This window comes from Lysinibacillus sp. Y5S-8, assembly GCF_036894365.1.
Lineage (GTDB): Bacteria > Bacillota > Bacilli > Bacillales_A > Planococcaceae > Lysinibacillus > Lysinibacillus fusiformis_D.
This window is the reverse complement of the sequence record NZ_CP145889.1, coordinates 3,950,187-3,976,458: the sequence shown is the minus strand read 5'-3', so window position 1 is coordinate 3,976,458 and position 26,272 is coordinate 3,950,187. Positions and strand designations below refer to the sequence as shown.

General features: G+C 38.3%; 25 protein-coding genes and 1 pseudogene. 21 read left to right on the top strand and 5 right to left on the bottom strand.

The window, feature by feature from the left end; all coding sequences use genetic code 11:
• Positions 1-31 precede the first annotated feature (31 nt).
• Positions 32-217: an SE1561 family protein gene (locus V6670_RS19495; RefSeq protein WP_036123069.1), complete on the bottom strand. Its 186-nt coding sequence runs from the start codon at positions 215-217 to the stop codon at positions 32-34.
• Positions 218-668: 451 nt separating this feature from the next.
• Here V6670_RS19495 and V6670_RS19490 point away from each other — a divergent pair.
• Positions 669-1,773, top strand: a pseudogene (locus tag V6670_RS19490) (MFS transporter).
• A 237-nt stretch (positions 1,774-2,010) separates the two neighbouring features.
• Positions 2,011-2,646, top strand: a complete 636-nt coding sequence (locus tag V6670_RS19485; RefSeq protein ID WP_338651894.1) for a hypothetical protein — start codon at positions 2,011-2,013, stop codon at positions 2,644-2,646.
• A gap of 414 nt (positions 2,647-3,060) precedes the next feature.
• On the opposite strand, the gene rlmD is transcribed toward V6670_RS19485, so the two are convergent.
• From rlmD to V6670_RS19470, 3 genes are all read right to left on the bottom strand, one after another.
• Positions 3,061-4,449, bottom strand: coding sequence for a 23S rRNA (uracil(1939)-C(5))-methyltransferase RlmD (gene rlmD, locus V6670_RS19480; protein WP_089934589.1), 1,389 nt, complete (start codon positions 4,447-4,449; stop codon positions 3,061-3,063).
• 37 nt (positions 4,450-4,486) lie between these two features.
• Positions 4,487-5,311 carry a polysaccharide deacetylase family protein gene (locus V6670_RS19475; RefSeq protein WP_338651893.1) on the bottom strand — a complete coding sequence of 275 codons (825 nt, stop codon included), beginning with the start codon at positions 5,309-5,311 and terminating at the stop codon, positions 4,487-4,489.
• A gap of 68 nt (positions 5,312-5,379) precedes the next feature.
• Positions 5,380-6,288, bottom strand: coding sequence for a TIGR01777 family oxidoreductase (locus tag V6670_RS19470; RefSeq protein ID WP_338651892.1), 909 nt, complete (start codon positions 6,286-6,288; stop codon positions 5,380-5,382).
• Between the two features lie 608 nt (positions 6,289-6,896).
• Here V6670_RS19470 and recX point away from each other — a divergent pair.
• The 3 genes from recX to V6670_RS19455 are packed head-to-tail and all read left to right on the top strand — an operon-like array spanning position 6,897 to position 8,296.
• Positions 6,897-7,700, top strand: coding sequence for a recombination regulator RecX (gene recX / locus V6670_RS19465; RefSeq protein WP_338651891.1), 804 nt, complete (start codon positions 6,897-6,899; stop codon positions 7,698-7,700).
• Complete coding sequence (locus V6670_RS19460; RefSeq protein ID WP_036122247.1) at positions 7,697-8,026, top strand: YfhH family protein; 330 nt, start codon at positions 7,697-7,699, stop codon at positions 8,024-8,026. Before recX ends, V6670_RS19460 begins: the two co-directional genes overlap by 4 nt.
• Entirely contained in the window at positions 8,027-8,296 is a 270-nt protein-coding gene (locus V6670_RS19455; RefSeq protein WP_338651890.1) for a YfhJ family protein, read from the top strand. It begins immediately after the preceding gene.
• Positions 8,297-8,331: 35 nt separating this feature from the next.
• Here V6670_RS19455 and V6670_RS19450 read toward each other — a convergent pair whose 3' ends face one another.
• Positions 8,332-9,318, bottom strand: coding sequence for a metal-dependent hydrolase (locus V6670_RS19450; RefSeq protein WP_338651889.1), 987 nt, complete (start codon positions 9,316-9,318; stop codon positions 8,332-8,334).
• Positions 9,319-9,514: 196 nt separating this feature from the next.
• Here V6670_RS19450 and mutY point away from each other — a divergent pair, with 196 nt between their 5' ends.
• The 16 genes from mutY (at position 9,515) to V6670_RS19370 (ending at position 26,268) form a co-directional block, all read left to right on the top strand.
• Positions 9,515-10,549 (top strand): A/G-specific adenine glycosylase, encoded by a 1,035-nt coding sequence (gene mutY, locus V6670_RS19445; protein ID WP_338651888.1) that lies wholly within the window; start codon positions 9,515-9,517, stop codon positions 10,547-10,549.
• 95 nt (positions 10,550-10,644) lie between these two features.
• Entirely contained in the window at positions 10,645-10,821 is a 177-nt protein-coding gene (locus V6670_RS19440) for a gamma-type small acid-soluble spore protein (RefSeq protein WP_008173504.1), read from the top strand.
• Positions 10,822-11,128: 307 nt separating this feature from the next.
• Entirely contained in the window at positions 11,129-11,677 is a 549-nt protein-coding gene (locus tag V6670_RS19435) for a DUF402 domain-containing protein (protein WP_036122234.1), read from the top strand.
• Between the two features lie 200 nt (positions 11,678-11,877).
• A complete protein-coding gene (locus tag V6670_RS19430) occupies positions 11,878-13,602 on the top strand; it encodes an ABC transporter ATP-binding protein (RefSeq protein WP_338651887.1) in 1,725 nt (574 codons plus the stop codon).
• A gap of 286 nt (positions 13,603-13,888) precedes the next feature.
• Positions 13,889-14,902, top strand: a complete 1,014-nt coding sequence (locus tag V6670_RS19425) for an ABC transporter ATP-binding protein (RefSeq protein ID WP_338651886.1) — start codon at positions 13,889-13,891, stop codon at positions 14,900-14,902.
• Positions 14,877-15,866 carry a dipeptide ABC transporter ATP-binding protein gene (locus V6670_RS19420; RefSeq protein WP_036122226.1) on the top strand — a complete coding sequence of 330 codons (990 nt, stop codon included), beginning with the start codon at positions 14,877-14,879 and terminating at the stop codon, positions 15,864-15,866. The genes V6670_RS19425 and V6670_RS19420 overlap by 26 nt, the downstream gene beginning before the upstream one ends.
• Positions 15,867-15,888: 22 nt before the next feature.
• Positions 15,889-17,508 carry an ABC transporter substrate-binding protein gene (locus V6670_RS19415; RefSeq protein ID WP_338651885.1) on the top strand — a complete coding sequence of 540 codons (1,620 nt, stop codon included), beginning with the start codon at positions 15,889-15,891 and terminating at the stop codon, positions 17,506-17,508.
• A gap of 224 nt (positions 17,509-17,732) precedes the next feature.
• Positions 17,733-18,737: an ABC transporter permease gene (locus V6670_RS19410; protein ID WP_036122220.1), complete on the top strand. Its 1,005-nt coding sequence runs from the start codon at positions 17,733-17,735 to the stop codon at positions 18,735-18,737.
• A 12-nt stretch (positions 18,738-18,749) separates the two neighbouring features.
• Positions 18,750-19,646 carry a nickel transporter permease gene (gene nikC, locus V6670_RS19405; protein WP_036122217.1) on the top strand — a complete coding sequence of 299 codons (897 nt, stop codon included), beginning with the start codon at positions 18,750-18,752 and terminating at the stop codon, positions 19,644-19,646.
• Between the two features lie 285 nt (positions 19,647-19,931).
• Positions 19,932-20,549 carry a TerD family protein gene (locus V6670_RS19400; RefSeq protein WP_036122214.1) on the top strand — a complete coding sequence of 206 codons (618 nt, stop codon included), beginning with the start codon at positions 19,932-19,934 and terminating at the stop codon, positions 20,547-20,549.
• Positions 20,550-20,579: 30 nt separating this feature from the next.
• Positions 20,580-21,161 (top strand): TerD family protein, encoded by a 582-nt coding sequence (locus V6670_RS19395; protein WP_036122212.1) that lies wholly within the window; start codon positions 20,580-20,582, stop codon positions 21,159-21,161.
• A 33-nt stretch (positions 21,162-21,194) separates the two neighbouring features.
• Positions 21,195-21,770 (top strand): TerD family protein, encoded by a 576-nt coding sequence (locus V6670_RS19390; RefSeq protein WP_338651884.1) that lies wholly within the window; start codon positions 21,195-21,197, stop codon positions 21,768-21,770.
• 35 nt (positions 21,771-21,805) lie between these two features.
• On the top strand, positions 21,806-22,552 hold the full coding sequence (locus tag V6670_RS19385; RefSeq protein ID WP_338651883.1) for a TerC family protein: 747 nt from the start codon (positions 21,806-21,808) through the stop codon (positions 22,550-22,552).
• Positions 22,553-22,635: 83 nt separating this feature from the next.
• Entirely contained in the window at positions 22,636-23,829 is a 1,194-nt protein-coding gene (locus V6670_RS19380; protein WP_338651882.1) for an HpcH/HpaI aldolase/citrate lyase family protein, read from the top strand.
• Positions 23,810-25,171 (top strand): phosphoribosyltransferase family protein, encoded by a 1,362-nt coding sequence (locus V6670_RS19375; RefSeq protein WP_338651881.1) that lies wholly within the window; start codon positions 23,810-23,812, stop codon positions 25,169-25,171. Before V6670_RS19380 ends, V6670_RS19375 begins: the two co-directional genes overlap by 20 nt.
• On the top strand, positions 25,168-26,268 hold the full coding sequence (locus tag V6670_RS19370) for a cysteine protease StiP family protein (protein ID WP_338651880.1): 1,101 nt from the start codon (positions 25,168-25,170) through the stop codon (positions 26,266-26,268). Before V6670_RS19375 ends, V6670_RS19370 begins: the two co-directional genes overlap by 4 nt.
• The last annotated feature ends 4 nt before the right edge of the window (positions 26,269-26,272 follow it).

Genomic DNA, 26,272 nt, shown 5'->3' with positions numbered 1-26,272 from the left:
AGCATATTATATGCTCGCTTGTTTTGACTCATTATTGTTCACGAGCATTAAACTGCTCCATTTTATCTTCTAAATCATCCATCATTTGAATTAAGCGATCGATATCCTCTAATTCAGCAGTTTCGGGATCAAGGGCATCTAATACTTCTAAAAAAATTTCAAGACGCTCTTTTAAGTAGGTTACTTGCTGTTTTTTATCAGTGATTGGCTTTGACATTCGTACACCTCATTTCATCCCCTTTATCGTAGCCGATTTGGGCTTAAATTTCAATGTTTAGGTAAACACCTAGGACTAAGAGATTAATTTTAAAAATCAATAGGCAGAATATTTACAATATTGAGGATGTATGTTAAAGTTGTTTTAAGATAAAGTAAAGGAGCTGATTGGAAAAAGTATCATTGCAAAGCTAACTCGAAAAGGAGGGAGTTTAAACAAGTATCCGGTAATAATCAAAAGCCGAATTTCGTGTTTATACAATTAAATGAATATAAGTATTAGTTAGGCCTTAGCGTAAAATCACATGTGGTGAGCGCTAAGGCTTTTTGATATGCTGTTCTTTGGAAGAATGACGATATTGGAGGAAAAGATGACATACTTCTCAGATTACAGCAAAAAACGATTTACCATTTTAGTATTAATTGTATCCATATCAGGCTTTTCACAAGGGATGCTGTTACCGCTTATTTCGATCATATTTGAACGGGATGGCGTATCCTCGGCATTGAATGGCTTGAATGCAACAGGCTTATACATAGGAACACTATTAATCTCACCATTTATCGAGCAGCCTTTACGAAAATGGGGCTACAAACCGATTATTTTAGTTGGAGGAGCACTTGTTTTTGCATCTTTGCTTGCATTCCCCTTCTGGAAAAGTGTGACCTTCTGGTTTGTTCTTCGTTTGCTCATTGGAGTAGGGGACCATGCCTTGCATTATGCGACCCAAACATGGATTACAAGCACAGCAGATCATAAAAGTTTGGGAAAAGGAATGGCCATCTATGGCTTGTCATTTAGTATAGGCTTTGCCATAGGACCACTTATGGTGAAGCTGATTGAGATTGCTGAAGCGTTACCGTTTATCATATCATCCATCATGTGCTTGTTTGCATGGTCTTTTGTATTTTTCTTACAAAATGAAAAACCTGAGCGACTAACAGGCGACTTAAATGCAAGAGGATGGCAACGCTACAAAATGGCTATTTTATTTGGATGGATGGCCTTTTTAGGACCTTTCGTTTATGGATTCCTTGAGTCTTCATTAAATGCTTTATTCCCAGTTTATGCTTTACGCAAAGGCTACGAAGTAGGTATGATCCCTATTATTCTATCTGTCTTTACATTTGGTGGGATTTTAACACAAGTACCACTTGGTGCATTAGGGGATAAAGTGGGAAGAAGGAATATCTTGATGGTAGGCTCGTTCGGAGGCGCTATGCTTTTTGCAATCGCCAGCTTTTTAGAGCACTCTCAATTAGCTGTGGCTATAGCATTTTTCTTAACAGGCACTTTAGTTGGCTCCATGTTTTCTTTAGGCATTACATACATGGCCGATCTAACACCAAAGGAGTTACTTGCCTACAGGAAATTTACTTTGTGGAATTGCTTTAAGTATTGGTAGTTTAACAGGGCCTTTTTTAGGTGGAGTTTATATAGAGTATGTAAAAAATTATAGCTTCCTTTTACTTGTAGCAATGTTGTTGTTAGCTGTCGCTATGGTATTACTTGTATTTGGACGCCAGAAGCATAAACAAACATTAATGGCAAAATAAAAAGAGCGGGGCTCATCTCCCGCTCAAAAACAAAAAACGCCCAGCAAATCCGTGCTGTTATGGCGTTTTTTTGCGTAACAAGGATGTTCCGTCCAAGTTACATAGGTTTGGCACCTAGAAATGTATTATACAGGCATGTTCTTATGAAAGCAATAAAAAATAAAATGGGTAATTTTGGACTTTGTACATCTTTCTCTTTATAATGAAAGAACACTTGCTTAAGAAGGAGGTTTTATCATGACTGAAATGAAAAAACTATCTATTCATCGTGCCTTAACAGAATTAAAGATGCTGAATCTACGAATTGAGACAGCAACGAATGAGGTTAGTGCAGTAGTAGCTAATCGAAAAAGTAATCGTAAAATTAATGGTGTAGACATTCAAGAATATGAAAAGCAAATGCAAGCGTCCTATGATAAAGTGGTAGGCTTGATTAGCTATCGAAATAAAATAAAAGCTCTAGTTGTACAGTCTAACGCTAGCACAAAGGTGATAGTTGGTAAGGAAGAAATGACTGTAGCAGAGGCAATCGAACGGAAACAATCTATTCAATATGAAAAGAATTTGCTAGAAATCATGCAGCATCAATATCGTTCAACCATTAATACCGTTGCCAAAGAAAATGATGCATTACCTGCAAAACTGGAAACCTATTTAATTAACATATTAGGTAATAAAGATAAACAGTCTCCGGATGAAGTCAAATTACATACAGAAACATTTATGAAGAGAAATGAGTATGAAGTCATTGATCCTTTAAATGTCAAAAAACAAATTGAGTCATTGAGCACTTGTATTGAAGAATTTGAATCAGAGGTTGATGCTGTCCTATCGGAATCAAATGCTACGACATTTATTGAAGTGGGAGCTTAACGAAATAAATAGGCATGGTCTAGCGAAAATGGAAAACGAAAAGTCGCTCGCGCTTAAAGGCATGTGTGCGAGTTAAAACGTAAAACATGTCTTACTCAAAGGAAACTTTCAACTAATCTGATATGAAAGCTTAAAGGTTAAAGGTGAAAGATCAAAACTTACGTATCAAAGTTCTTTTAATAAAAGCTAAAAGTTTAACATTTAAAAATCTTTTAAATCCTGGGGTATTGGTTAAGGTATCGACTTTTCTGGACCGTCCATCACCCACCAGGCAGCCTGTGCTGTGCATTACATAAAAAGGACACATCAATTAATTTTGATGTGTTTTTTTATTTATTCATTCATATAAAAGGGAAACCAAGATAAAAAAGATGCAGCCTGTAATAGACAGACTGCATCTAAAAAGTCGCCAAACTATTTCTGATACTCAGGTTTTAAAACCATGCTACAAACGCATTCCACCTGCGCCGTCTGTGCGAACATATCGACAGGCTGGATATACTCAACATGATAAAGCTTTGATAATTGTTGTAAATCCTTCGCCAAAGTGGATGGATTACAGGACGTATAAACAAAACGCTTAGGTTTTAGCTTAAGCACTGTTCGAATAAATTCTGGTGCTAGTCCAGTTCGTGGTGGGTCTACTGTAATTACATCTGGAGTAAAACCTTCCTTGCGCCATTTGGCAAGGACACTTTCGGCTGTGCCGACTGCGTATTTTGTATGCTTGAAGCCATGGTTGCGCGCATTTTTACGCGCATCTTGAATGCTTTCTGGAATGACATCCATCCCACGTACTTCTTTCGCCTGATCTGCTAGCCATAGCCCAATTGTTCCAACACCGCAATAGGCGTCAACGACTGTTTCTTTCCCCGTTAATGCAGCGGCTTTTTTTATTTCATCATAAAGATGAACAGTTTGCGTTGGATTTAGCTGGAAGAAGGCACGAGCTGATAAATCAAAGGCTAGTTCACCAAGCTCTTCATGAATCGTTTCCTTGCCATCCAGTACAATGGTTTCATCACCAAATATTAATGATGTTTTTTCACGATTAATATTTTGTGCTATCGATACGATACTCGGATCGATTTTTTTAATACGTGTGATAAGTTCAGTTAAATGAGGGATTTCTTTTCGTGTTGTGACAAGAACTACTTGTGTCTCACCAGTGCGAATCCCTGTACGTACAACAATCGTACGCACTAAACCATCTAGCGTACGACCGTCGTAAATAGTGATATTTAGTTTTTGCAAAATCTTTCTTGTGGCTACGGTAATTTTAGAAGTGACTGGGTGCTGTACGAGACAATCATTAATATTCAAGAGCTTATTGCTTCCTTCAGCAAATAAACCTGCGTATACACGCTTACCCTCTTTACGTACTTGGAATTGGCTTTTATTACGATAGTGCCAAGGATTATCCATACCAAGTGTTTTACGTACTTCGATCGTTTCAGTTAAAGGTTTGGCATAACGTTCTAATGCTTGAATGACAATGTCTCGCTTTTCAATTAGCTGTTTATTGTAAGTCATATGTTGAAGCTGACAGCCGCCACATTCGTTATAAACTGGGCAAGGTGCCTCCTGACGATGCTTCGAAGCTTTACGAATGTCTAAAACTTCTGCTTCAGCAAAATTACGCTGTGTTTTTGTCACCTGAGCTGTAATTTCTTCTCCGGGAATAGCTCCTTTTACAAAAACTACATTACGTTTATAAAACCCTACACCCTCACCATTAATACCAAGCCTTTTTATTGTTAGTGGGAATTTTTGTCCCACGGTCATTGTTGTTTGCTGCGTCAAACATTCCACGTCCCTGCTCTATAATGTCATCTCCCCATTATAACGAAGGAGCAGGCGATTGCAAAGCGACAGGAAAATCTTCATATTCCAATACTAAATCGTCAAGCGATAAGAAGGTATAGCCCTGCTTTTTAGCTTCCGCAATAAACATTGGTAAAGCTTCGGCATTATCCTGTGCTACAGTATGCATTAAAATAACAGCACCAGGATGTAATTGTCCCATAAGTGCGTTATAGGCATAATCCGCACCACGACGTTCATCCTTCATCCAATCCTTGAAAGCCACAGACCAGAAAATATGGCGATAGCCTTCAGCATTTCCGACTTCTAAAAGTTTTGCATTGAAAGAACCTTCAGGTGGCCGAGCATATGTTGTACGATCGATTCCAGTTAATTCACGTAACTTCCCATCAAATTTCCGCCATTCCGCACGCATTCCATCTGGAGAAAGTCGCGCCATATTGGGATGACCGTATGAATGATTCCCAATAATATGACCGTCTTCCACCATGCGTTTCACTAAATCGCTGGCACTGTCTAAATAATGCCCTGTTAAAAAGAAAGTTGCTGGTACATTTTCTTTTTTCAATGTATCCAAAATACTTTCAGTAAAGCCGTTTTCATAGCCATTATCAAATGTTAAATAGGCAATTTTTTTATCTGGCTTTCCTTTGTAAATCGCACCATATTGGTCAAGTAGCTGATCAAGCTGCGCTCCTGCTTCCGCCTGCTCACCATTTTTAGCACGCTTAAAGCCCCAATGGTGTTCATCAGAACCAGCAGCGAAATAAGGATTAATACTAATTCCTGCGGCAATAATAAAAGTAGCAATTACCGCACCTACAATATGTTGTTTCCACATAAAAAACGCATCCTTTCTTTTTCATTAGAATGCGTAGTTTATAAAAAAATTATCCAACTTAATTTTTGCTAATTCTGAGCTTTTAGCAAATCTTCAAGTGCTTGCTTTAAAACGGGATATTTAAATGTAAAATGGTGTTGTTGTAAAACAGTGGGCAGCACATGTTGTCCTTCTAAAACAAGCGAACTTTGTTCACCAAGAGCTAAACGCATCGCAAAACTTGGGACAGGCATCCAATGGCGTCTGCCCATGACTTCTGCGATTGTTTGTCCGAACTCTTTCATTCGCATAGCATTCGGAGCTGTTATATTAAATGGACCACGAATATTTTCATTTATAATCGCGAAATAAATTGCGCGTACTACATCATCAATATGTACCCAAGAGAGCCATTGCTCACCAGAACCAATTGTTCCACCTATATACATTTGATAGGGCAATAGCATAGGTGGTAGCGCACCGCTATTTCTGCCTAAGATGACACCAAAGCGTGCAAAAGCCACGCGAATCCCTAATGATTCTGCTCGTTTCGCATGTCGTTCCCAATCATGGACGGTTGTACCCAAAAAATCATGGGCATAGTCCATAAAATCCTCATGATAGACAGCATCTGTAGAAGTAGGATAAATCCCCACGGCACTAGCATTGATAAGAACTTTAGGCTTTGACGTTAGCAAGTCCATTATCTTCACTAATTCAAGCGTTGCATTCATTCGGCTCCAATAAATAGCCTTCTTCTGTTTTTTCGTCCAGCGCCCATCATTTAATGAAACACCTGCTAAATTAACAAAGGCATCAGCACCCTCTAAAAAAGGCAAAGGCTGCTCGTGCTGCTGTAGCCATTGTACATAGTGAATACCATTTTCTAGCCTTGAGTGATGACGTGTTAAGACAAAAACATCATGTCCATTATCCTGTAATAGCTTTATGAGTGCACTCCCGACAAAGCCAGTGCCACCTGCAATAACGATTTTCATAACAAGCACCTCTTCTCTGATCGAATAAAAACACTTACTAGTAAGTTTAACACTTAACTCAAAAGCGAACATCTTCAGTGCATTCCAGAATAAGCGCAAATACTCACGGAAGGAAGAAGAATACTCGCGGAGTGAAGAGGAATCCTCGCGGAGTGAAGAGAAATCCTCGCGGAGTGAAGAGAAATCCTCGCGGAGTGAAGAGAAATCCTCGCGGAGTGAAGAGAAATCCTCGCGGAGTGAAGAGAAATCCTCGCGGAGTGAAGAGAAATCCTCGCGGAGTGAAGAGAAATCCTCGCGGAGTGAAGAGAAATCCTCACGGAGTGAAGAGAAATCCTCGCGGAGTGAAGAGAAATCCTCGCGGAGTGAAGAGGAATCCTCGCGGAAGGAAGAAGAATACTCGCGGAGTGAAGAGGAATCCTCGCGGAGTGAAGAGGAATCCTCGCGGAGTGAAGAGGAATCCTCGCGGAGTGAAGAGGAATACTCGCGAAGTGAAGAGAAATACTCGCGGAGTGAAGAGGAATACTCGCGAATGAAAGCAAAACCCTCTCGTCAGATCACTGCTCCCTTAAAAAAGAAATGCTATAATATGCAATAGTGAGGTGTTTGCTATGCGTATAATTACGAAAATTGCACGTCAAAAAAACAATCCTGAACGATATAATATCTATATAAATGAGGAATATGCTTTTCCAGTTGATGAAGCCATACTTATTCAATTCGGTTTAACAAAGGGAAAGGTGCTTGATGAATTTGAAATCCAAGAGATTGCCTATGAGGATGAAATACGTAAGGCCTTTAATAAGGGATTAAACTTTCTTTCTTATCAAATGCGAAGCGAGCATGAGGTGAAGAAAAAACTGCTCACATTAGATTTTGGAGAAGCCATAATATTGGAGGCAATTCAGAAGTTAAAGTCTTATGGCTTTATCAATGATGAAAACTATTCAAAGGCATTGCTTGATACCAAGAAGGCTACGATGAAAAAAGGGCCGAGAGCCATTAGACAAGATCTTATTAAAAAGGGCATTGAGAAAAATCTGCAGGATGAGGTGCTTGCTACATATAGTTTTGAGGAACAATTAAAACTGGCAATGCAGTTAGCGGAGAAAATTATTCGCTCACAGAATAAGAAAACGCCAACACAAATAAAGGCCAAGATCCAGGACTTTCTTTTAAGAAAAGGTTATGCATTTCCGATTGTGGAAGAGGTGCTTAGCCAAGTTGAGATAGTGCAGGATGATGACAACTGGCAGCAGTTATTAAATACTCAAGGCGAAAAAGTTTGGAAAAAGTATGTATCGAAGTATACTGGTTATGAGCTAAAGATGAAAGTTAAACAGGCGCTCTATCAAAAGGGTTTTCCTATAGAAATAATAGATCGTTTTATAGAAGAGAAGGAGAATGAAGAATGAACGAAAAAAATTATGCTGCGATGACCGAGCACGAACTGCGAGAAGAAATTGCTTTTCTAAAAGAGAAAGCTCGAAAGGCAGAACAGCTAGGAATTCTCAATGAGTTTGCTGTTTATGAGCGTAAAGCTTTAATGGCAGCAGCGTATTTAGTAGATCTGGATACGATTGTTCCTGGAGAAATGTATCGTATTGATGGTTCAGATAATGAGTTTTTCCAAGTAGATTATTTAAAGGGTCGCTTTGCTTGGGGACATCGTTTAGGCGGGGATAAGTACCAAGAGGCATTACCTGTATCGATATTATCCCCTGTAAAGGCGGGTAAGTAAATGGAAGAGAAAATTGAAAAATTAACAGCAGAGTTACTAGCAAAAAATCCGCAAATGTCTGTTGGACGGGCACGAGTTTGGGTGGAATTATTATGGAGTGATTTTGAATCAACAGCTGCGAAAGCAGGCTATGCTTATCGTGGGGCAGAGTACACAGAAAATCTTGTGCGTCAATTAATTGCAAGCTATGGTGATAAATTACATATTTTTGCAGGGCGCAATCCGAAATATGCTCATTTCTTAGATGCTAGTGATGATATGTTACAATAATAAAACCCTGACCACTAGTGGTCAGGGTTTACTGCTTAATTACTCGCGCCAATTTGTAGCTTTTTCTGTAATTTATCTTCTGTAAAAATCCACCCTGTATAAGACGTAACAATTTCATAATCATCGTTTAAATGTGCAACAGCTACGAAAGGATAGCGATTATCACTACGATAACGTAAATCGATTAACCTTACTTCTGTTAAGCCATTTTCAAGTTCTGAAATTTCCCATCTGTACATTGGGGAGAAGGACACAAATGCAGCTAGATTAGAATCTTTCATTGCCGCATCTATAACAGCAGTTTTAGGTAAAGGCTTGATTTCGAATTTATCGTAAATATTAACAGTCCTTCCATAAGCACGCCCAACATAATAATGAGTCTTAGACTTGGCTGCGATTCGCCAGTGGAAGAAGCGCATTGTAGGTGCTACAATAACATATTCCTCGTCCTGAATGGTATGATGCACAGCTTTTTTTACAGCTCTTTGAACAGCAAATCGTAAAATATAATAAATCACTATTACGATATACATGATACTAAATGTCCAAACTGGATTTGTGCCAAATGCCCATAAAACAATACCGAGGCAATGTAAGGAAAAGATAATTGGATCGAATGTATTGATGACACCTAATGCTACCCATTTTTTAGAGAATGGTCGAATTGCTTGCGTACCATAGGCGTTAAAAATATCAACAAAGACATGAAGGCCAACAGCTAAAAAGGTCCAAAGCCATAAATGAAACACATTTACGTCTTGCAAAATAAGCGATAAAACAACTGTAATTAAAATAGGCCAAATAGCCACAGCTGGTAGTGAATGTGTAATTCCTCGATGATGTCGAATATAGATAGCGTTATTACGTAGCTTTAACACAGTGTCGACATCTGGAGCTTGTGAGCCAATAATTGTCCCTGCCATTACTGCTGTAAAAGTCATTGAATGATTGGCTACTACAGGGTCGGCTAATGCAAGACCGCCAAGGGCAATACCCATAACGAAATGTGTACCTGAATCCAAAAATATCCACTCCTAGTATGCGGTAAAATCGAGTACAATGTGCATACATCTTTATTTCAATAATAATAAAAGATCTATTAAATTTTATGACATTCAAGCAAAGGAGACGATTTTTGTCGACTAAACCCGAATGTTCTTTTCTTAATTGTATACCCTTTTCATCATAAATTAAATCGTAAAAACAACGGAGGTCACTGTGAATTACCCATATGTAACAGAATTTCGACAATCTTTAGTCAACTGGTTTAACGCTGAGAAACGCGACTTACCGTGGAGACATACAACTGACCCTTATAAAATTTGGGTATCAGAAGTGATGCTACAGCAGACACGTGTCGACACAGTTATTCCTTATTACAATCGTTTTATGGAAAGTTTTCCAACATTAGATTTGCTTGCGGAAGCACCACAAGAATACTTACTGAAGTATTGGGAAGGTCTTGGGTATTATTCTAGAGCTCGCAACTTACAAGCAGGTGCTCGTGAGGTTTTAGAAAATTACGGAGGCGTAGTACCAGACAATCGCCACGAAATATCAAAATTAAAAGGTGTTGGTCCCTATACTGCAGGTGCTATTTTAAGTATTGCCTACAACAAGCCTGAACATGCAGTAGACGGTAATGTTATGCGAGTTTTAAGTAGGGTGCTTGATATACATGATGACATCGCTATGCCAAAAACGAAGAAAGTTTTCGAAGTAGCGGTGGAGAAACTCATTGATCCTGAGCATGCCTCCTCTTTTAACCAAGGTTTAATGGAACTTGGCGCGCTTATTTGTACACCTACCTCGCCCAAATGTTTATTATGCCCAGTACGAGAATATTGTACGGCGTTTAATGAAGGGGAACCAGAAAAATTACCTGTCAAATCAAAAAAAATAAAAATGAAGCACCTTACATATGATGTCCTTGTATGTGAAGATGAAAACGGACGATTTTTAATGCAGCAGCGTCCTGAGAAAGGTCTACTTGCTAATCTATGGCAATTTCCGATGATTGATACAAGCCAATCTACAGTAGAAAACTTTAAAAAAGAATTTACAGTAAATGTTCATGCCAAACATGAGTTGCTTACATTTAAACATGTTTTTTCACATTTAACTTGGCATATAAATAGCTATTATATGAAATGTGAGACTTTTGGCCAGGGCGATTGGCTAAGCCGAGAGCAAATCGAACTTTTGCCGATGCCTGTCCCGATGCTAAAAATTTGGGAAGAAGTCAAAAAGTAAATCGCAGGAAATTAAATCCATCTTAAAATAATCAATTCATGAGCATAAAAGTCATCACCTCAGTACACAATAACTAGCGTGGAGGTGAATGAAGGATGAAAAAACAAAACAACCAAAATTTCCAACCGAATAAAAACATGCAACGTCAAAGTGAAGAGTTTGGTTATGAAACGGACGTAAATGAAGTGCAAAAGCAAAATGCGAAAGCAGAGCAAAAGAAAGCTCCAGCTTCAGGCCGTTTCTCTAAAACTAACCAAGATTTAGGTGAGTAACACTTTGTAACTGCATAACTGCATTTACCTCTAAGGGGCTGTCTAAAATCCGAAAAGATGAAAAAGACAGCCCCTTTCTAATTGCTAAGAAAATCCTCTAAAAGTGGTATAGCTGTGCAATTAATTAAATAATCCCACTGAGGCTGACAAGATTATAAAAATCGCTTTAATTGACTAAATTTTATACTAATTCAAAATGGCGTAGTGAAATTTGTGGTTTTCTAACTACACCTTTCGCGTACACATTGCTATAATATACTAGAGACTGCTAGATTTAGGTAGCATAGACGAAAAGGTGGGCTTCAAAATGGCATTACCGGTAGAAGGAGAAACGATACAAATACATAGTTATAAGCACAATGGCCGTATCCACCGTGTTTGGCAAGAAACGATGGTTTTAAAAGGAACAAAGAATATCGTTATCGGTGCGAATGAACGGACCCTTGTGACAGAATCTGATGGTCGTACATGGCTAACGAGAGAGCCTTCTATTTGTTACTTTCATGCGGAACACTGGTTTAACATCATCTGTATGCTACGTGAAGACGGTGTGTATTATTATTGTAATCTAAGCTCACCATTTGTTTTCGATAATAATGCCATTAAATATATCGACTATGATTTAGACATTAAAGTTTATCCTGACATGTCTTATACCCTCTTAGATGAGGATGAATATGAGCTTCATCGTAAGGAAATGTCTTATCCTGAAGTCATTGATAAAATTTTAAAGCGCAATGTCGATAAATTAATAAGCTGGATTCAACAAAAAAGAGGACCATTTGCACCCGACTTCATCGATGTCTGGACAAATCGTTACAAGTTCCAGCTTGATATGCAGTCAGATGATTGTTAGTGACACCTATTAGTTTACCTAATAGGTGTTTTTTTGTTTGGTACAGCCATCTGTAAAGAGAGAAGTAAAATAGTTCGCTGTAAAGTCAATATAACTGTATTTTAATCAAAATATTGCTATAATACGTAGGGCATTCATAATCGAATGTCTGTTTCTTTTTGTAAGGATGTGATGAAAAGTTGGGAAGCATAAAGCGGTATATGCGCTTTGTAAAACCATATACATGGGAAATTATTTTAACGATTATCATTGGTATAGTGAAATTTGCTATTCCCCTGTTTATTCCACTACTCATTAAAATTGTGTTAGATGATATTATTGCAGCAGAAGACCTAACAGATGTAGATAAAACAAAAGAGCTGTTATATTGGTTAGGCGGAACCATTATTGTGTTTTTTATTATCCGTCCACCAATCGAGTATTATCGTCAATATTTTGCACAACACGTTAGTAATAAGGTGTTGTTTGATATTCGTAAGGAAATCTACGCACATTTACAGCGATTAAGTTTAAAATATTATGCCAATACACGTGCTGGAGATGTTATATCAAGGGTCATTAATGATGTTGAGCAAACGAAGAACTTTGTTATGACGGGTTTAATGAATGTTTGGCTGGACCTAGCGACGATTATTATTGCGATTGTCATTATGCTAACAATGGATGTAAAGCTGACGTTAGTCGCATTAGTCGCTTTCCCATTTTATGCATTAAGTGTGAAATACTTTTTTGGCAAACTGCGAGCTTTAACCCGTAAACGTTCTCAAGCACTTGCGGGTGTACAAAGTTATTTACATGAACGTGTAGCTGGTATGAGCATTATTAAGAGTTTCACGCTAGAAAAGCATGAACAAAAAATATTTGATACAGCAAATGGGGAATTTTTAGAAAAGGCACTCGACCAAACAAAGTGGAATGCTAAGTCATTTGCAGTAGTTAATACAATCACGGATGTAGCGCCATTGCTTGTCATAGCCTATGCGGGCTACCAAGTCATAAATGGATCACTTTCAGTTGGAACAATGGTTGCTTTTATTGCTTATATTGAACGATTGTATGGTCCACTTCGCCGCCTTGTAAGTGCCTCGACTACTTTGACGCAGTCGATCGCCTCAATGGATCGGATGTTTGAATTAATAGATGAGCCCTATGAAGTGAAAAACAAGGACAATGCTCGTGAACTACCACGTGCAAATGGGGAAGTTTGCTTTCACAACGTGTCCTTCCAATATGAAAAAGTTGGCGCATCTATTTTAAATGCTATCGATTTTACGATTAATCCTGGAGAAACTGTTGCATTTGTTGGGATGAGTGGTGGTGGTAAATCCACGATTATCAGTTTGATTCCTCGTTTTTACGATACAACAAGTGGTAAGGTGACGATTGATGGACACGATGTACGAGATGTCACTATACATTCGTTACGCTCACAGATTGGTATTGTTCTGCAAGATAATATACTTTTTAGTGATTCTGTTAAAGAAAATATTTTAATGGGACGACCAGATGCAACAGATGAACAAGTCATTGAGGCAGCTAAAGCTGCAAATGCACATGACTTTATTATGGGTTTGCCTAATGGCTATGATACAAAGGTTGGAGAACGAGGTGTAAAGCTATCCGGCGGGCAAAAACAACGGGTTGCTATTGCGCGAGTATTTTTAAAAAATCCACCGATTTTAATTCTTGATGAAGCTACTTCTGCGTTAGATTTAGAAAGTGAAGCATTGATTCAAGAATCACTTGATAAACTTGCTCATGAACGGACGACCATTATCATCGCACATCGTCTGTCTACAATTACCCATGCGGATAAGATTTTCGTCATAGATCATGGGCAATTAATAGAAAATGGTACACATGAACAATTAATGAACAGACAAGGAACCTATTATAATTTATTCCAAGTACAGCATTTAGATTAAAAATTATATGATTTATGGAATTTTTTCAAAATAGCCTTTCATTTAATGATAAATGGAAGGCTACTTTTTTGTTATAAAGGCGAAAAAACTATCTCTTTATAAGATTTAGTTATTATGAAATGAGATTAATGTAGAAATACTATGTAATTTGGAGAATATTAGTGATTGAAAGAGCAAAGATTTTTAGGTAGAATTATCTGAAAATAGGGAATTTAACAAAAGTTATAGTATGCTATTAATAACATTATACAACTAAGTAAAATATAGGTAGGGTGGGACGTTGCGCATGAGGAAGAAGCTACTAGAAATAAAAGGTTTAAAAACAACCTTTTTCACAGATAATGGACAAATTCCTGCTGTAGATGATATCGATTTTTCTGTCCATGAAGGAGAAATTTTAGGAATTGTAGGAGAGTCGGGAAGCGGAAAAAGCGTTACGTCGCTGTCCATCATGGGATTGATCCCATCACCACCAGGGAAAATAACAGGTGGCGAAATTTTGCTAGATGGCAAAAATCTAGCGCTATGTACAGATAAACAAATGCAAAAAATACGTGGAAAAGACATTGCGATGATTTTCCAGGAACCAATGACTTCTCTAAATCCATTGTTTACGATTGGTGACCAGCTTAAAGAAGCGATTCAAATTCATAATCCTAAATGGTCGAAAAAGGATGCGTTTGCAAGAGCGGTTGAAATTATGAAACTTGTCGGTTTACCACGGGCTGAGGAATTGTTAAAGGATTACCCCCACCAGCTATCTGGTGGAATGCGTCAAAGGGTTATGATTGCCATGGCACTTGTTTGTGATCCTCAAGTATTAATTGCAGACGAGCCTACAACCGCATTAGATGTGACGATTCAGGCTCAAATATTACAGCTCATGAAAGACTTAAATAAACGGTTGAATACAGCTGTGTTGTTAATTACACATGATTTGGGCGTTGTAGCGGAGACTTGTGAGCGAGTGATTGTAATGTATGCTGGACAAATCGTGGAAGAGGCACCGATTCAAGAAGTTTTTACTAATCCGAAACATCCTTATACACAGGGACTTATTCAATCAGTACCTGATATGCGTTATAAAAAGGACAATCTATATTCTATTCCTGGTAGTGTACCAAAACCTGGGAGCATCCAGGTCGGCTGTCGATTTGCGGCACGCTGTGAACATACGATGGACCGTTGTTTACAAGAAACACCACCTTTATTTGAGGCAGCAGAGAACCATAAATCGAGATGTTTTTTACTAGAGAAGCAGGGGGTGGAACAGCGTGTCGAAAGCGTTATTAAAGGTTGATGGTTTAAAAAAATATTTTCCTATTCGAAAGGGTGTCCTGAATTCACATGCCGGGGATGTGAAGGCGGTGGATGATGTTTCATTTGAGGTATTTGAGGGAGAAACATTAGGCATTGTTGGAGAGTCAGGCTGTGGTAAATCCACAACAGGCCGCTTATTAATGCGTTTATTGGAGCCAACGGAAGGTAAAATAGAATTCGCAGGTAAAGTAATTTCAGAATTATCCAATAATGAAATGAGGAAGGCACGTAGAGATATTCAAATGATTTTTCAGGATCCCTATGCCTCATTGAATCCGCGCCATAACATCGGCAAAATTTTAGAGGAGCCCCTTATTGTTCATGGCATAGGAAATGCCAAAGAGCGGAAACAAAAGGTATTGGAGCTACTTGAGATTGTTGGATTGAATGAATATCATATCAAGCGTTATCCGCACCAGTTTAGCGGAGGGCAAAGGCAGCGTATCGGAATTGCTAGAGCCTTGATGACCAACCCGCGCTTAATTATTGCGGACGAGCCAGTATCTGCGCTAGATGTGTCCATTCAGGCACAAGTATTAAATTTATTGCAAAAGCTGCAAAAGGATTTAAAGCTGACTTATATTTTTATTTCCCATGATTTAGGGGTAGTGCGCCACATCAGCAATCGTGTTGGCGTAATGTACCTAGGTAAATTAGTAGAGTTGACAGCGAGTGAGGACTTATATGCTGAACCGCTTCATCCATATACACAGGCACTCTTATCTTCGGTCCCTGTTCCTGATCCGATGTTTGAACGGGAACAGATCATTATTTCTGGAGATATTCCGAGTGCATCAAACCCGCCAAGCGGTTGTACTTTCCATACGAGATGTCCTTTTAAAAAGGAGCAATGCTCACAAGTAGTACCTAAAATGCAAGAAGTAAAACCGGGTCATTATGTTGCTTGCCATCTTTATGAGGCGCTTCAACATTCAATGATATAAAAAACTCATAGGGGGAAATTTAATGAAGAAAAAGAAGCTTTGGACTTTAGGTGTAATGCTACTCCTTATTCTCTCGACAATCTTAGCAGCTTGTGGCGGCTCAGATACTAAGGATACGGGTAGTAAAGATACATCAACTGGTGGCAATACAGCTGGCAGTGGTGAACCAAAAATATTAGTGTATGGTCGTGGTGGAGATTCAGTAGCACTAGACCCTGCTGTTGTTACAGATGGTGAATCTTTTACGGTAACAGCTAATATTTATGAAACATTAGTAAACTTTGGCGAACAAGATGTAACGATTCAACCTGGGTTAGCAAAATCATGGGAGGCTTCAGAAGATGGATTAACTTATACTTTTGAGCTACAAGAAGGTGTGAAGTTCCATGATGGTACAGATTTTAATGCCGAGGCAGTTGTAAAAAATATTGAACGTTGGAAGTCAAGTACTGATAAATATCCTTATTTTAGCTCCCAATTTGTCGTTGGAGACAAACAAGTAATCGAATCAGTTACTGCTGAAGGTGACTATAAGGTTGTATTTAAGTTAAGTCAACCACAAGCACCATTCCTAAAGAATTTAGCCATGTCCCCATTTGCGATTGCTTCGCCTACAGCATTTGAGGCAGATGAAGAAGGCTTATCTGCAAATCCAGTAGGAACAGGCCCATTCAAATTTGTTAGCTGGGTACGTAATGATTCTGTAACGATCGAGAAAAACCCAGACTACTATATTGATGGCTATCCAAAATTAGATAAAGTGATTTATCGTTCTATTCCAGATAACTCTGCGCGTTTAAATGATTTGTTAGCAGGCAATATTGATGTGGCTGATGGTTTAAGTCCATCTGATAAAGCAACAATCGAAGGCGATGCTAAATTACAATTAATCGAACGTCCATCTATGAACGTTGGTTATCTAGGTTTAACAGTGACTCGACCACCATTCGATAATGTAAAAGTGCGTCAAGCAGTCAACTATGCAATTGATAAGCAAGCATTGGTGGATGCATTTTATGAAGGACTAGCTGAACCAGCGAAAAACCCAATGCCACCAGTAATTTCAGGTTATAACGATGAGGTTACAGGCTATACGTATGATCCTGAAAAGGCGAAGGCATTACTTGCTGAAGCAGGCTATGATGGTAAAGAAATTGAGCTATGGGCAATGCCAGTACCACGTCCATACATGCCAGACGGACAAAAAGTAGCAGAAGCGATTCAAAAGAACTTAGAGGATGTAGGCATTAAATCTAAAATTGTATCATTTGAATGGGCTACTTATTTAGAAAAAGCACAAAATGGTGAAGCGGATGCATTCTTACTTGGCTGGACAGGTGATAATGGAGATGCAGATAATTTCCTATACACGTTATTAGACGGCGATAATATCGGTTCTAACAACTATACATTCTATGACAATCCAGAATTACACAAAATATTGACAGCTGCTCAAACTGAAATTGATGAGGACAAGCGTAATGAACTTTATAAGCAAGCTCAAGTCATGATTTCTGAGGATGCTCCATGGGTTCCACTTGCTCACTCTATTCCAATTTTAGCTGCTAATGCAAAAGTGACGAATTATATTGCGCATCCTACAGGTTCTGACCGTTTAGATGCAGTAGATATTCAAGAGTAAACTTCATTTTGTAATGGAATAGAGGAGTTTAAAAGAATCTGCTTGCTTTTCTGCGGGTAAGCCGTGGAAATCTCGCAGATTCTTTTCTAGTAATAGATAATCATTTTCTCCTGTGTGAAAGATCACTCATCTAAACATTCAAAATCGTTTGGTGAAGGTTCAACCTTTCAACAGTATATAAAGACTTCAAAGTAGATTATGAAAATCATAGAGAGGTGATGAAGATGCTTCACTATATGGGGAGACGTTTACTCCAGCTAATCCCAGTTTTGCTTGGAATGACTTTTATCGTCTTTATGTTGATACGCGCAATACCTGGTAATCCAGCACAAGTTATTTTAGGACAACAGGCGACAAAAGAGGCGGTCGAGGCGTTAAACGCAAGTTTAGGATTAGATAAGCCTTGGTATACACAATATTTTAGTTATTTAGCAGGCATTTTTCAGGGAGATTTAGGTGTTTCCTTACGTACAAAATTACCTGTATCAGAAGAAATTTTTCCATACTTAGCAGCAACAGCTGAACTTGCATTTTTCGCAATGATTATTGCCATTGTTATTGGGGTGAATGCGGGTATTATTTCTGCATGGTTCCAAAATTCTTGGTTCGATTATACAGCGATGGTGGTGGCATTAGTTGGTGTATCTGTACCTGTATTCTGGCTAGGCTTGATGGAACAGTGGACATTTAGTAGTCAGCTTGGCTGGTTACCTACTTCTGGTCGAGAGGATGTTCGAAATCCAATAACCTCTATAACCCATTTTTATTTATTGGATACGCTCATTCAAGGGCGCTTCGATCAATTTATTGAAGTTGTAAAGAGGTTAATATTACCGGGAGTTGCACTGGCAACCATTCCTATGGCTATTATTGCAAGAATCACAAGATCTTCTATGTTAGAAGTTATGCGCTCAGATTATGTACGTACTGCAAGAGCAAAAGGCCAAAAAATGTTTATTGTTGTGTATAAGCATGCTTTAAAGAACGCTATTATTCCTGTAATAACGGTAATCGGGTTACAGACGGGGTTACTACTAGGGGGAGCCATTCTAACAGAGACGATTTTTAGTTGGCCAGGCATTGGTCGTTATATTTATGATGCGATTGGCTTCAGGGATTATCCTGTCATTCAATCAGGTATTCTAATCGTTGCATTTATTTTCATCATGATTAACTTAATCGTGGACTTACTGTATACAGTGATTGATCCACGTATTAAATACAAATAGAAGGGAGCTGCAATGATGACTGGAGCAATTGACATAAAAAAAGAAGCAGCACCAGTTCAAGAACGAGCGGTCGGTCCATGGTTAGAGGGCTGGCGAAGCTTTAAAAAGAGCAAAATCTCTTTAATAGGTGCAGGGATTGTTATATTTTTTATATTACTTGCTGTAGTAGGACCGCTCGTTGCACCACAAGGGATAAATGAACAAGATTTATCGAAGCGTTTACTAGCACCATCAGGTGATCATTGGTTTGGAACAGATGATTTTGGGCGAGATATTTTTTCTAGAATCATTCATGGTGCACGAATTTCGCTATGGGTAGGCTTTTTTTCAGTTGTTTTATCGGTAATTGTTGGTAGTTTGCTTGGTATTATCGCCGGTTATTATGGTAAATGGATTGATACAATTATTTCACGTATTTTTGATATTATGCTCGCTTTCCCTAGTATGCTATTAGCGATTGCTGTTGTGTCGGTACTAGGACCATCCTTACAAAATGCATTAATTGCCATTGCCATTATTAACATACCGAATTTTGGACGTTTAATTCGTTCCAAAGTGTTGAGCGTCAAAGAAGAAGAGTATATTGTCTCAGCAAAAGCAATCGGCATGCGTGATTCACGAATTTTATTTTCACATATTTTGCCGAATTCTATGACGCCTATTATTGTACAAGGAACGCTTGCAATTGCGACTGCCATCATCGAAGCAGCAGCATTAGGCTTCCTCGGACTGGGCGCTCAAGCACCAGCACCTGAGTGGGGAAAAATGTTAGCAGATGCTCGAAAGTTTTTATTAAATGCTCCTTGGACTATGATTTTCCCAGGATTAGCAATTATGCTAACGGTTCTTGGCTTTAACCTGATGGGAGATGGCCTAAGAGATGCACTCGATCCAAAGATGAAAAGTTAGTTAAATACTATAGCCTTCTACTAGTTAGAAGGTTTTTTTTTAGCTATTTTGCCCATCTATACGAAAGGGAATAAAAGGAACTCTTTTACAGCAAAGTCGTTTTAAAGAGTAGTAGGTAACAGGAGGAATTTTCTAAAAATAAGCGAAAATATCTTTTAGGAGCCATTAATTGAATTTTTTGTCACGTTATTTTAGACTTAAAAAGTAGAAAAATTTTATTTTAGTAGATTATTACTTACCATATAATCTTTCAGTTGAAATACATATTTGAGGAGGGTGTTAAAATTGGGGATTAATTTACAAAAAGGGCAACGAGTTGATTTAACAAAAGGTAACGCAGGTTTAAATAAAATTAAAGTAGGCTTAGGGTGGGACCCTGTAGCGCAAGAGAAAAGTGGCGGCTTTTTAGGTGGTTTATTTTCTAGTAGAAATAGTGGCAGTGGCAGAAGCATAGACTGTGATGCTTCAGTCTTAATGCTGCAAGATGATAAGGTGATAGCGGGAGACGATGTTGTTTACTTTGGAAAATTAACAAGTAATTGCGGCTCTGTTCGACATTCTGGTGATAATTTAACAGGAGACGGCGATGGCGATGATGAAGTAATTACAATTGAGCTATCGTCTGTACCAACGCAATATAACAAGCTTGTGTTTGTTGTAAACATTTATGATGCAGCAGGTCGTAATCAACATTTCGGTATGATTCAAAATGCATATATTCGTGTGTATGATGACAGGACAGGAAGCGAACTAATTCGCTATAATTTAACTGATAATTATTCGAATTTAACGACGTTAGTCTGTGGAGAAATTTACCGTCATAATAGTGACTGGAAATTTGCTGCAGTTGGTACGGGAACGAATGATATAAAACTTGGCGATGTTGTTCGAAGATATCAATAAATAAATGACTATATAGGAGGAATAAAGAGTATGGGAATTTCACTACAAAAAGGTCAAAAGGTAGATTTAACAAAAACAAATCCAGGATTAACAAATGTTGTTGTAGGTTTAGGCTGGGATACAAATAAATATGACGGTGGTAATGATTTTGATTTAGATTCTTCTGTATTTTTACTGGCTGATACAGGCAAAGTAGCTGATCAAAATGACTTTATTTTCTACAACAATACAACAGGTGGCAACGGTTCAGTTGAACATTCGGGCGATAATTTAACGGGTGTTGGTGAAGGTGACGATGAAGTGGTAAAAGTTGCATTAACGCAAGTGCCTGCTCATGTTCAACGATTAGCCTTCACTGTAACAATCCATGATGCAGAGTCTCGTAGTCAAAATTTCGGAATGGTGTCTAATGCGTATATTCGTATTGTTAATGCTGCTTCCAACGAGGAAATTATCCGTTATGATTTAGGCGAGGATTTCAGTATTGAAACAGCTATCGTAGTAGGGGAATTATACCGCCATAATGGAGAATGGAAATTTAATGCAATTGGTGCTGGCTACCAAGGTGGCTTAGCTGCTTTATGTAATGATTACGGCTTAAGTGTAAACTAAAATTTCATCTTTGGACAGAAAGGGAGATTTTGAATGGCTATTCAATTAAGTAAAGGGCAACGTATTGATTTAACCAAGCAAGACCCAGGATTAAATAGCATTGGCATTGGCTTAGGCTGGGATGTTAAGCAATTTGATGGTGGGCAAGACTTTGACCTCGATGCATCTGTATTTTTACTAGATGCATCAGGTAAATGTCGTAATGAACAAGATTTTATCTTCTATAATAATTTAGCGAGTCTAGACCAATCTGTTGTTCATACAGGTGATAATCGTACAGGTGAAGGTGATGGGGATGATGAAAAGATTCTTGTCAACTTAAAGCAAGTATCACCTCAAATTGAAAAGATTGTGGTAACGGTTACTATCTATGATGCTGAGAGTCGTCATCAAAACTTCGGACAAGTACTAAATGCTTATGTTCGATTGACAAATGAAGATTCGGGATCAGAGGTATTACGCTATGATTTAGGCGAAGATTTCAGTATTGAAACTGCCGTTGTATTTTGTGAGCTTTACCGTCATAATGGCGAGTGGAAATTTGCCGCAGTAGGCTCAGGCTATCAGGGTGGACTAGCAGCATTAATCAACGCATATGGCCTACAGTAACGAGTAGGGTATAGGTACATGACGGGGGATCTTCGGTGGATGTAATAAACGAGATATTAAATACATATGCACAGTTTTTTAACTGGCAGATGTGGGGACAAGTTTTAACAGATCCAGTATCATGGGGCCTTATTTTTTCATTGATTATTATGGAGGGGCTATTGTCTGCAGACAATGCGCTTGTTTTAGCAGTACTTGTTAAACATCTTCCACAGCATCAGCGGAAAAAAGCGCTAATGTATGGGATGTTTGGGGCTTATTTTTTCCGATTTCTCTTCATCGGTATTGGCGTTTACCTCGTAAAATTCTCTATTGTTAAAGTGATCGGTGCAACTTATTTAATGTGGTTAGTCATATTACATTTTAAAAATAAAAGCACTGATGAAGGAGACGCACACGAGTTTAAGAAGACAGGTTGGATGGTTCGAGTCTTTGGTACTTTCTGGGCGACTGTTATTTCAGTTGAATTAATGGATATCGCCTTTTCAGTAGACTCTATATTAGCGGCATTTGCCATATCCGATCAAGTATGGGTTCTTTTATTAGGTGGAGTTTTAGGCATTATTATGATGCGTACCATCGCTGGTGTATTTCTTTCATTGATTGAACGAGTACCAGAACTTGAAACGACTGCCTATATTTTAATTGCCATTATTGCATTGAAAATGTTTGCTAGTATTTTTGGATTCCATCTTTCACATGAAGTATTCTTTATTATTTTAATTGCTGCATTCTTATTGACGTTTGTTGTTCACAAGGTGAATAAGAAAACAGCAGTGTAAACAAGGCACTGTATTGGTCTGTATAGAACAGGCTGATACAGTGCTTTTTTCACAAAAGGCATAGTTATCGGGGAGAGGATTAGATGCAACACTTTGCAACAGAAGCAGAGACGATTTTTTTTAAGAAGCCACAGCCTTTTACTAAGTGGGAAACGCCAGATATTTTATCATATGCTCTAGGTGCGACTCTGTATATGCCAGCTTCTATGCCTGCAATTGTGAGTTTGATTCAATCACAAAAATATCAAGAACTCACATCACTCGTCATTGATCTGGAGGATGCAGTAGGCGATATAGAATTACGAGATTGTGAAGCGAAGTTGATGGAGGATATTAGTGAGCTATATGCACTCTATCAACAAAAAAAATTATTACTTCAGGATCTACCATTACTTTTTATTCGTGTACGTCATGTTGAGCAATTTCAAAGATTAACAACTATTTTAGGGAAAAAGCAAGAAATACTAACGGGCTATGTATTTCCAAAGTTTACAGCAGCACAGGGCGCCCGTTATTTTGAGCTTCTTGAACAAACAATTTTAGAAAATGACTTAATTCTATATGGTATGCCAATTTTAGAGAGCCGTGAGGTGCTATATAAGGAATCTCGCATGGAAGCATTATTAGACATTAAGGCAGTGCTACATCAATACAGAGCTCGTGTATTAAATGTACGTATTGGTGCCACTGATTTCTGTGGCATTTATGGAATTCGTCGTCGTATGGACTCGACCATTTATGATATCAGTGTGATCCGTGATTGTATTGCAGATATTGTCAACGTCCTTGGTCGTGAGGAAGATGGGTTTGTTATCTCGGGGCCTGTGTGGGAGTATTTTAGTAATCAGCGTGTATTAAAGCCTGCATTAAGAGAAACACCATTTAGTGAAAAGGGAGCTCTTGATACGAGGAAAGCATTATTAGACGATTGTTTAGATGGATTAATGAAAGAAGTGTTAATGGATAAACAAAATGGTATTGTGGGAAAAACAATTATTCATCCTAGTCATATCCGTGTTGTTCATGCCCTCTATGTCATTTCCTATGAAGAATATTTAGATGCGCTAAGTATTGTAGAGAATAATGATGGTCGCAAAGGTGTGATGAAAAGTCACTATGCGAACAAGATGAATGAAATCAAACCACATATGAGATGGGCACAGCGAATATTAAAACAGGCACAAGTCTATGGTGTCTATCATGAATCTGTCGATTTTGCCTCACTCTTATTAAATTCAGAAATAGGTGGTAGTGTTTATGCAACAACAAATGAGTAAATTAAGCATTTTACCGGATTATTCAATCGATATTGAAATTACCCACAATCCGCATAATTTTGCGCTAACCGACTTGTTTAAAATGGCAGCTCGTATTAATAAGAAAAGGCAATTTTTGTTTGTAAGCACCGTACTTGGTAAACATTTAGCTGTGCGCCCGCAAGTGCCCTTACTGACAGGGACCCTGCTAGCCATGATGTATCATCAGCATCTTACTGGACAAAAAGTAGCAGCTTCATCAGCAGTCGTTAAAGCTTTAAAAGAGGGTGCGGGTTTGTCAGAAGTACAAAATTCTACAGAGGGTAGCCTCGAGTTAGCACAAGAAACATTGTTCGTTGGATTTGCCGAGACAGCTACTGCACTAGGACATGCGGTATTTAACGCATACGATTCGAATGCAATGTATATTCACACAACACGTGAAGTGCTTCCCGATTTTGAACCATTTGTTACATTTGAGGAAGAACACTCCCATGCGACAAGCCATAGAATTTATACTGAGGAGCCAGAAGTGTTACTACAAGCTAAACGCATTGTGTTAATTGATGATGAGATTACTACTGGTAATACGGTTATTAATATCATTCAAACATTAAGACGGAAATTTCCGTTAGTTAAGCAGTATGCTGTGCTCTCTATTTTAGATTGGTGTTCTGAACAGCAACAAAAGATTTTTCAGCAATTAGAAGAGCAATGGGGTATTTCCATTGTGTTCATCTCAATCATGTGTGGACACTTTAACTGTTCTGGTATACCAAGCTTAACGAGCACACAGCCTAATATACTAACACAACCTACAAATAATCTGACACTATGGCCAATTCAAGAATCTATTGATCGTAAGTTTTATCGATCTATTGCTGAGAATAAATTCGTAAATAGTCAACCCTATATAGTAGCAACAGGGAGATTTATGCTCACGTCAAAACAGCATTTTCAACAAAAGAAAATGTTACAGACCATCGCCAAGCAATTACAAAAGCTTCGTACAGATGGTCCGGCATTAGTTATTGGAACAGGTGAGTTTATGTATGTCCCTATGCAAATTGCCTCTTATTTAGGAAACGACGTTTATTTTCAATCAACTACTCGTAGTCCGATCTATTGTACGGACGATTTAGGATACACGATTACTGAAAAAATAGCCTTTGAAAGTCCAGAGAATAATGGCGTTGATAATTATTTATATAATATACAAAGCCAGTCCTACACGGAACTTTTCTTTATGGTGGAACGTATAGCAAGTAAAGAGGTTGTTGCTCGTGTGGTAAATGAGTTACAAATATTAAGTAACGCCAAGGTCTACGTGATTTGTATGCATGAATGGGAGGTAGAACAATGATTTCAACTTTGCAGCCAGACAAAATGGGGAGCTATGCACCAGAGGATGTTCTATTTTTATTGCGTGATATTGGGCATGTTTATCTTGAACTGGATAATGAAAAACGTGAACAGCTTATTCAATCAGGCACACATTATTCTGAAATGCTACCAATGGAAAGGCAACCATCTAACACCTATATGAATCTTTTTTATAAAACGTTAGATGCGCATGCAGAGAGAATAGCCATCGCTGTTGGAGTGGTGGCAGAGCACATCATTGAAAATAGAGGGTTAGAAAACTTAGTGCTTGTTAGTTTAGCAAGGGCAGGTACACCCATTGGCATTTTAATCAAACGGTATATTGCCATGCGATATAGGGTGAATATTCCACATTACTCTATTTCTATACTACGTGGTCGAGGGTTTGATGAGGTAGCGATCCGTTACATTTTGACAGAGCATCCCCTAGGAAATCTTCAATTTATTGATGGTTGGACAGGAAAAGGGGCAATTACCAATGAATTAATCCAATCCTGTCAAAAATTTAATGCGCAACAGCCCAGACAATTAAATGCCAATTTAGCCGTATTGGCTGATCCCGGGCATTGTGCTGCCATCTATGGAACTCGTCAAGACTTTTTAATCCCGTCTGCTTGTTTAAATTCGACTGTATCTGGATTGGTGAGTAGAACAGTGTTAAATTTACAGTTCATGGATGCAAATGACTTTCATGGTGCTAAATACTACAAAGAGTTAGAAGATATGGATGTCTCTAACCTTTACATAGAACGTATCGTCTCATGCTTTGAACATGTACAGAGTACGATATTGCAACAATTTCAAGAGCAGGTCATCGCTCCTATTACTTGGGAGGGCATGAAGTCTGTGCAAAAGATTCAACGCGATTTTGGCATTGAGAATATTCATTTCATCAAACCAGGTGTAGGTGAGACGACTAGAGTGTTGCTTCGACGGTTACCTTGGAAAATTTTAATTAATCCACAGTACTTGCATGAACTGGAACATATTTTATTATTAGCCAAAGAAAAAAATGTACAGGTAGAAGAATATTCGAATATGTCCTATGCATGTTGTGGCTTAATCAAAGCATTATAGAGGA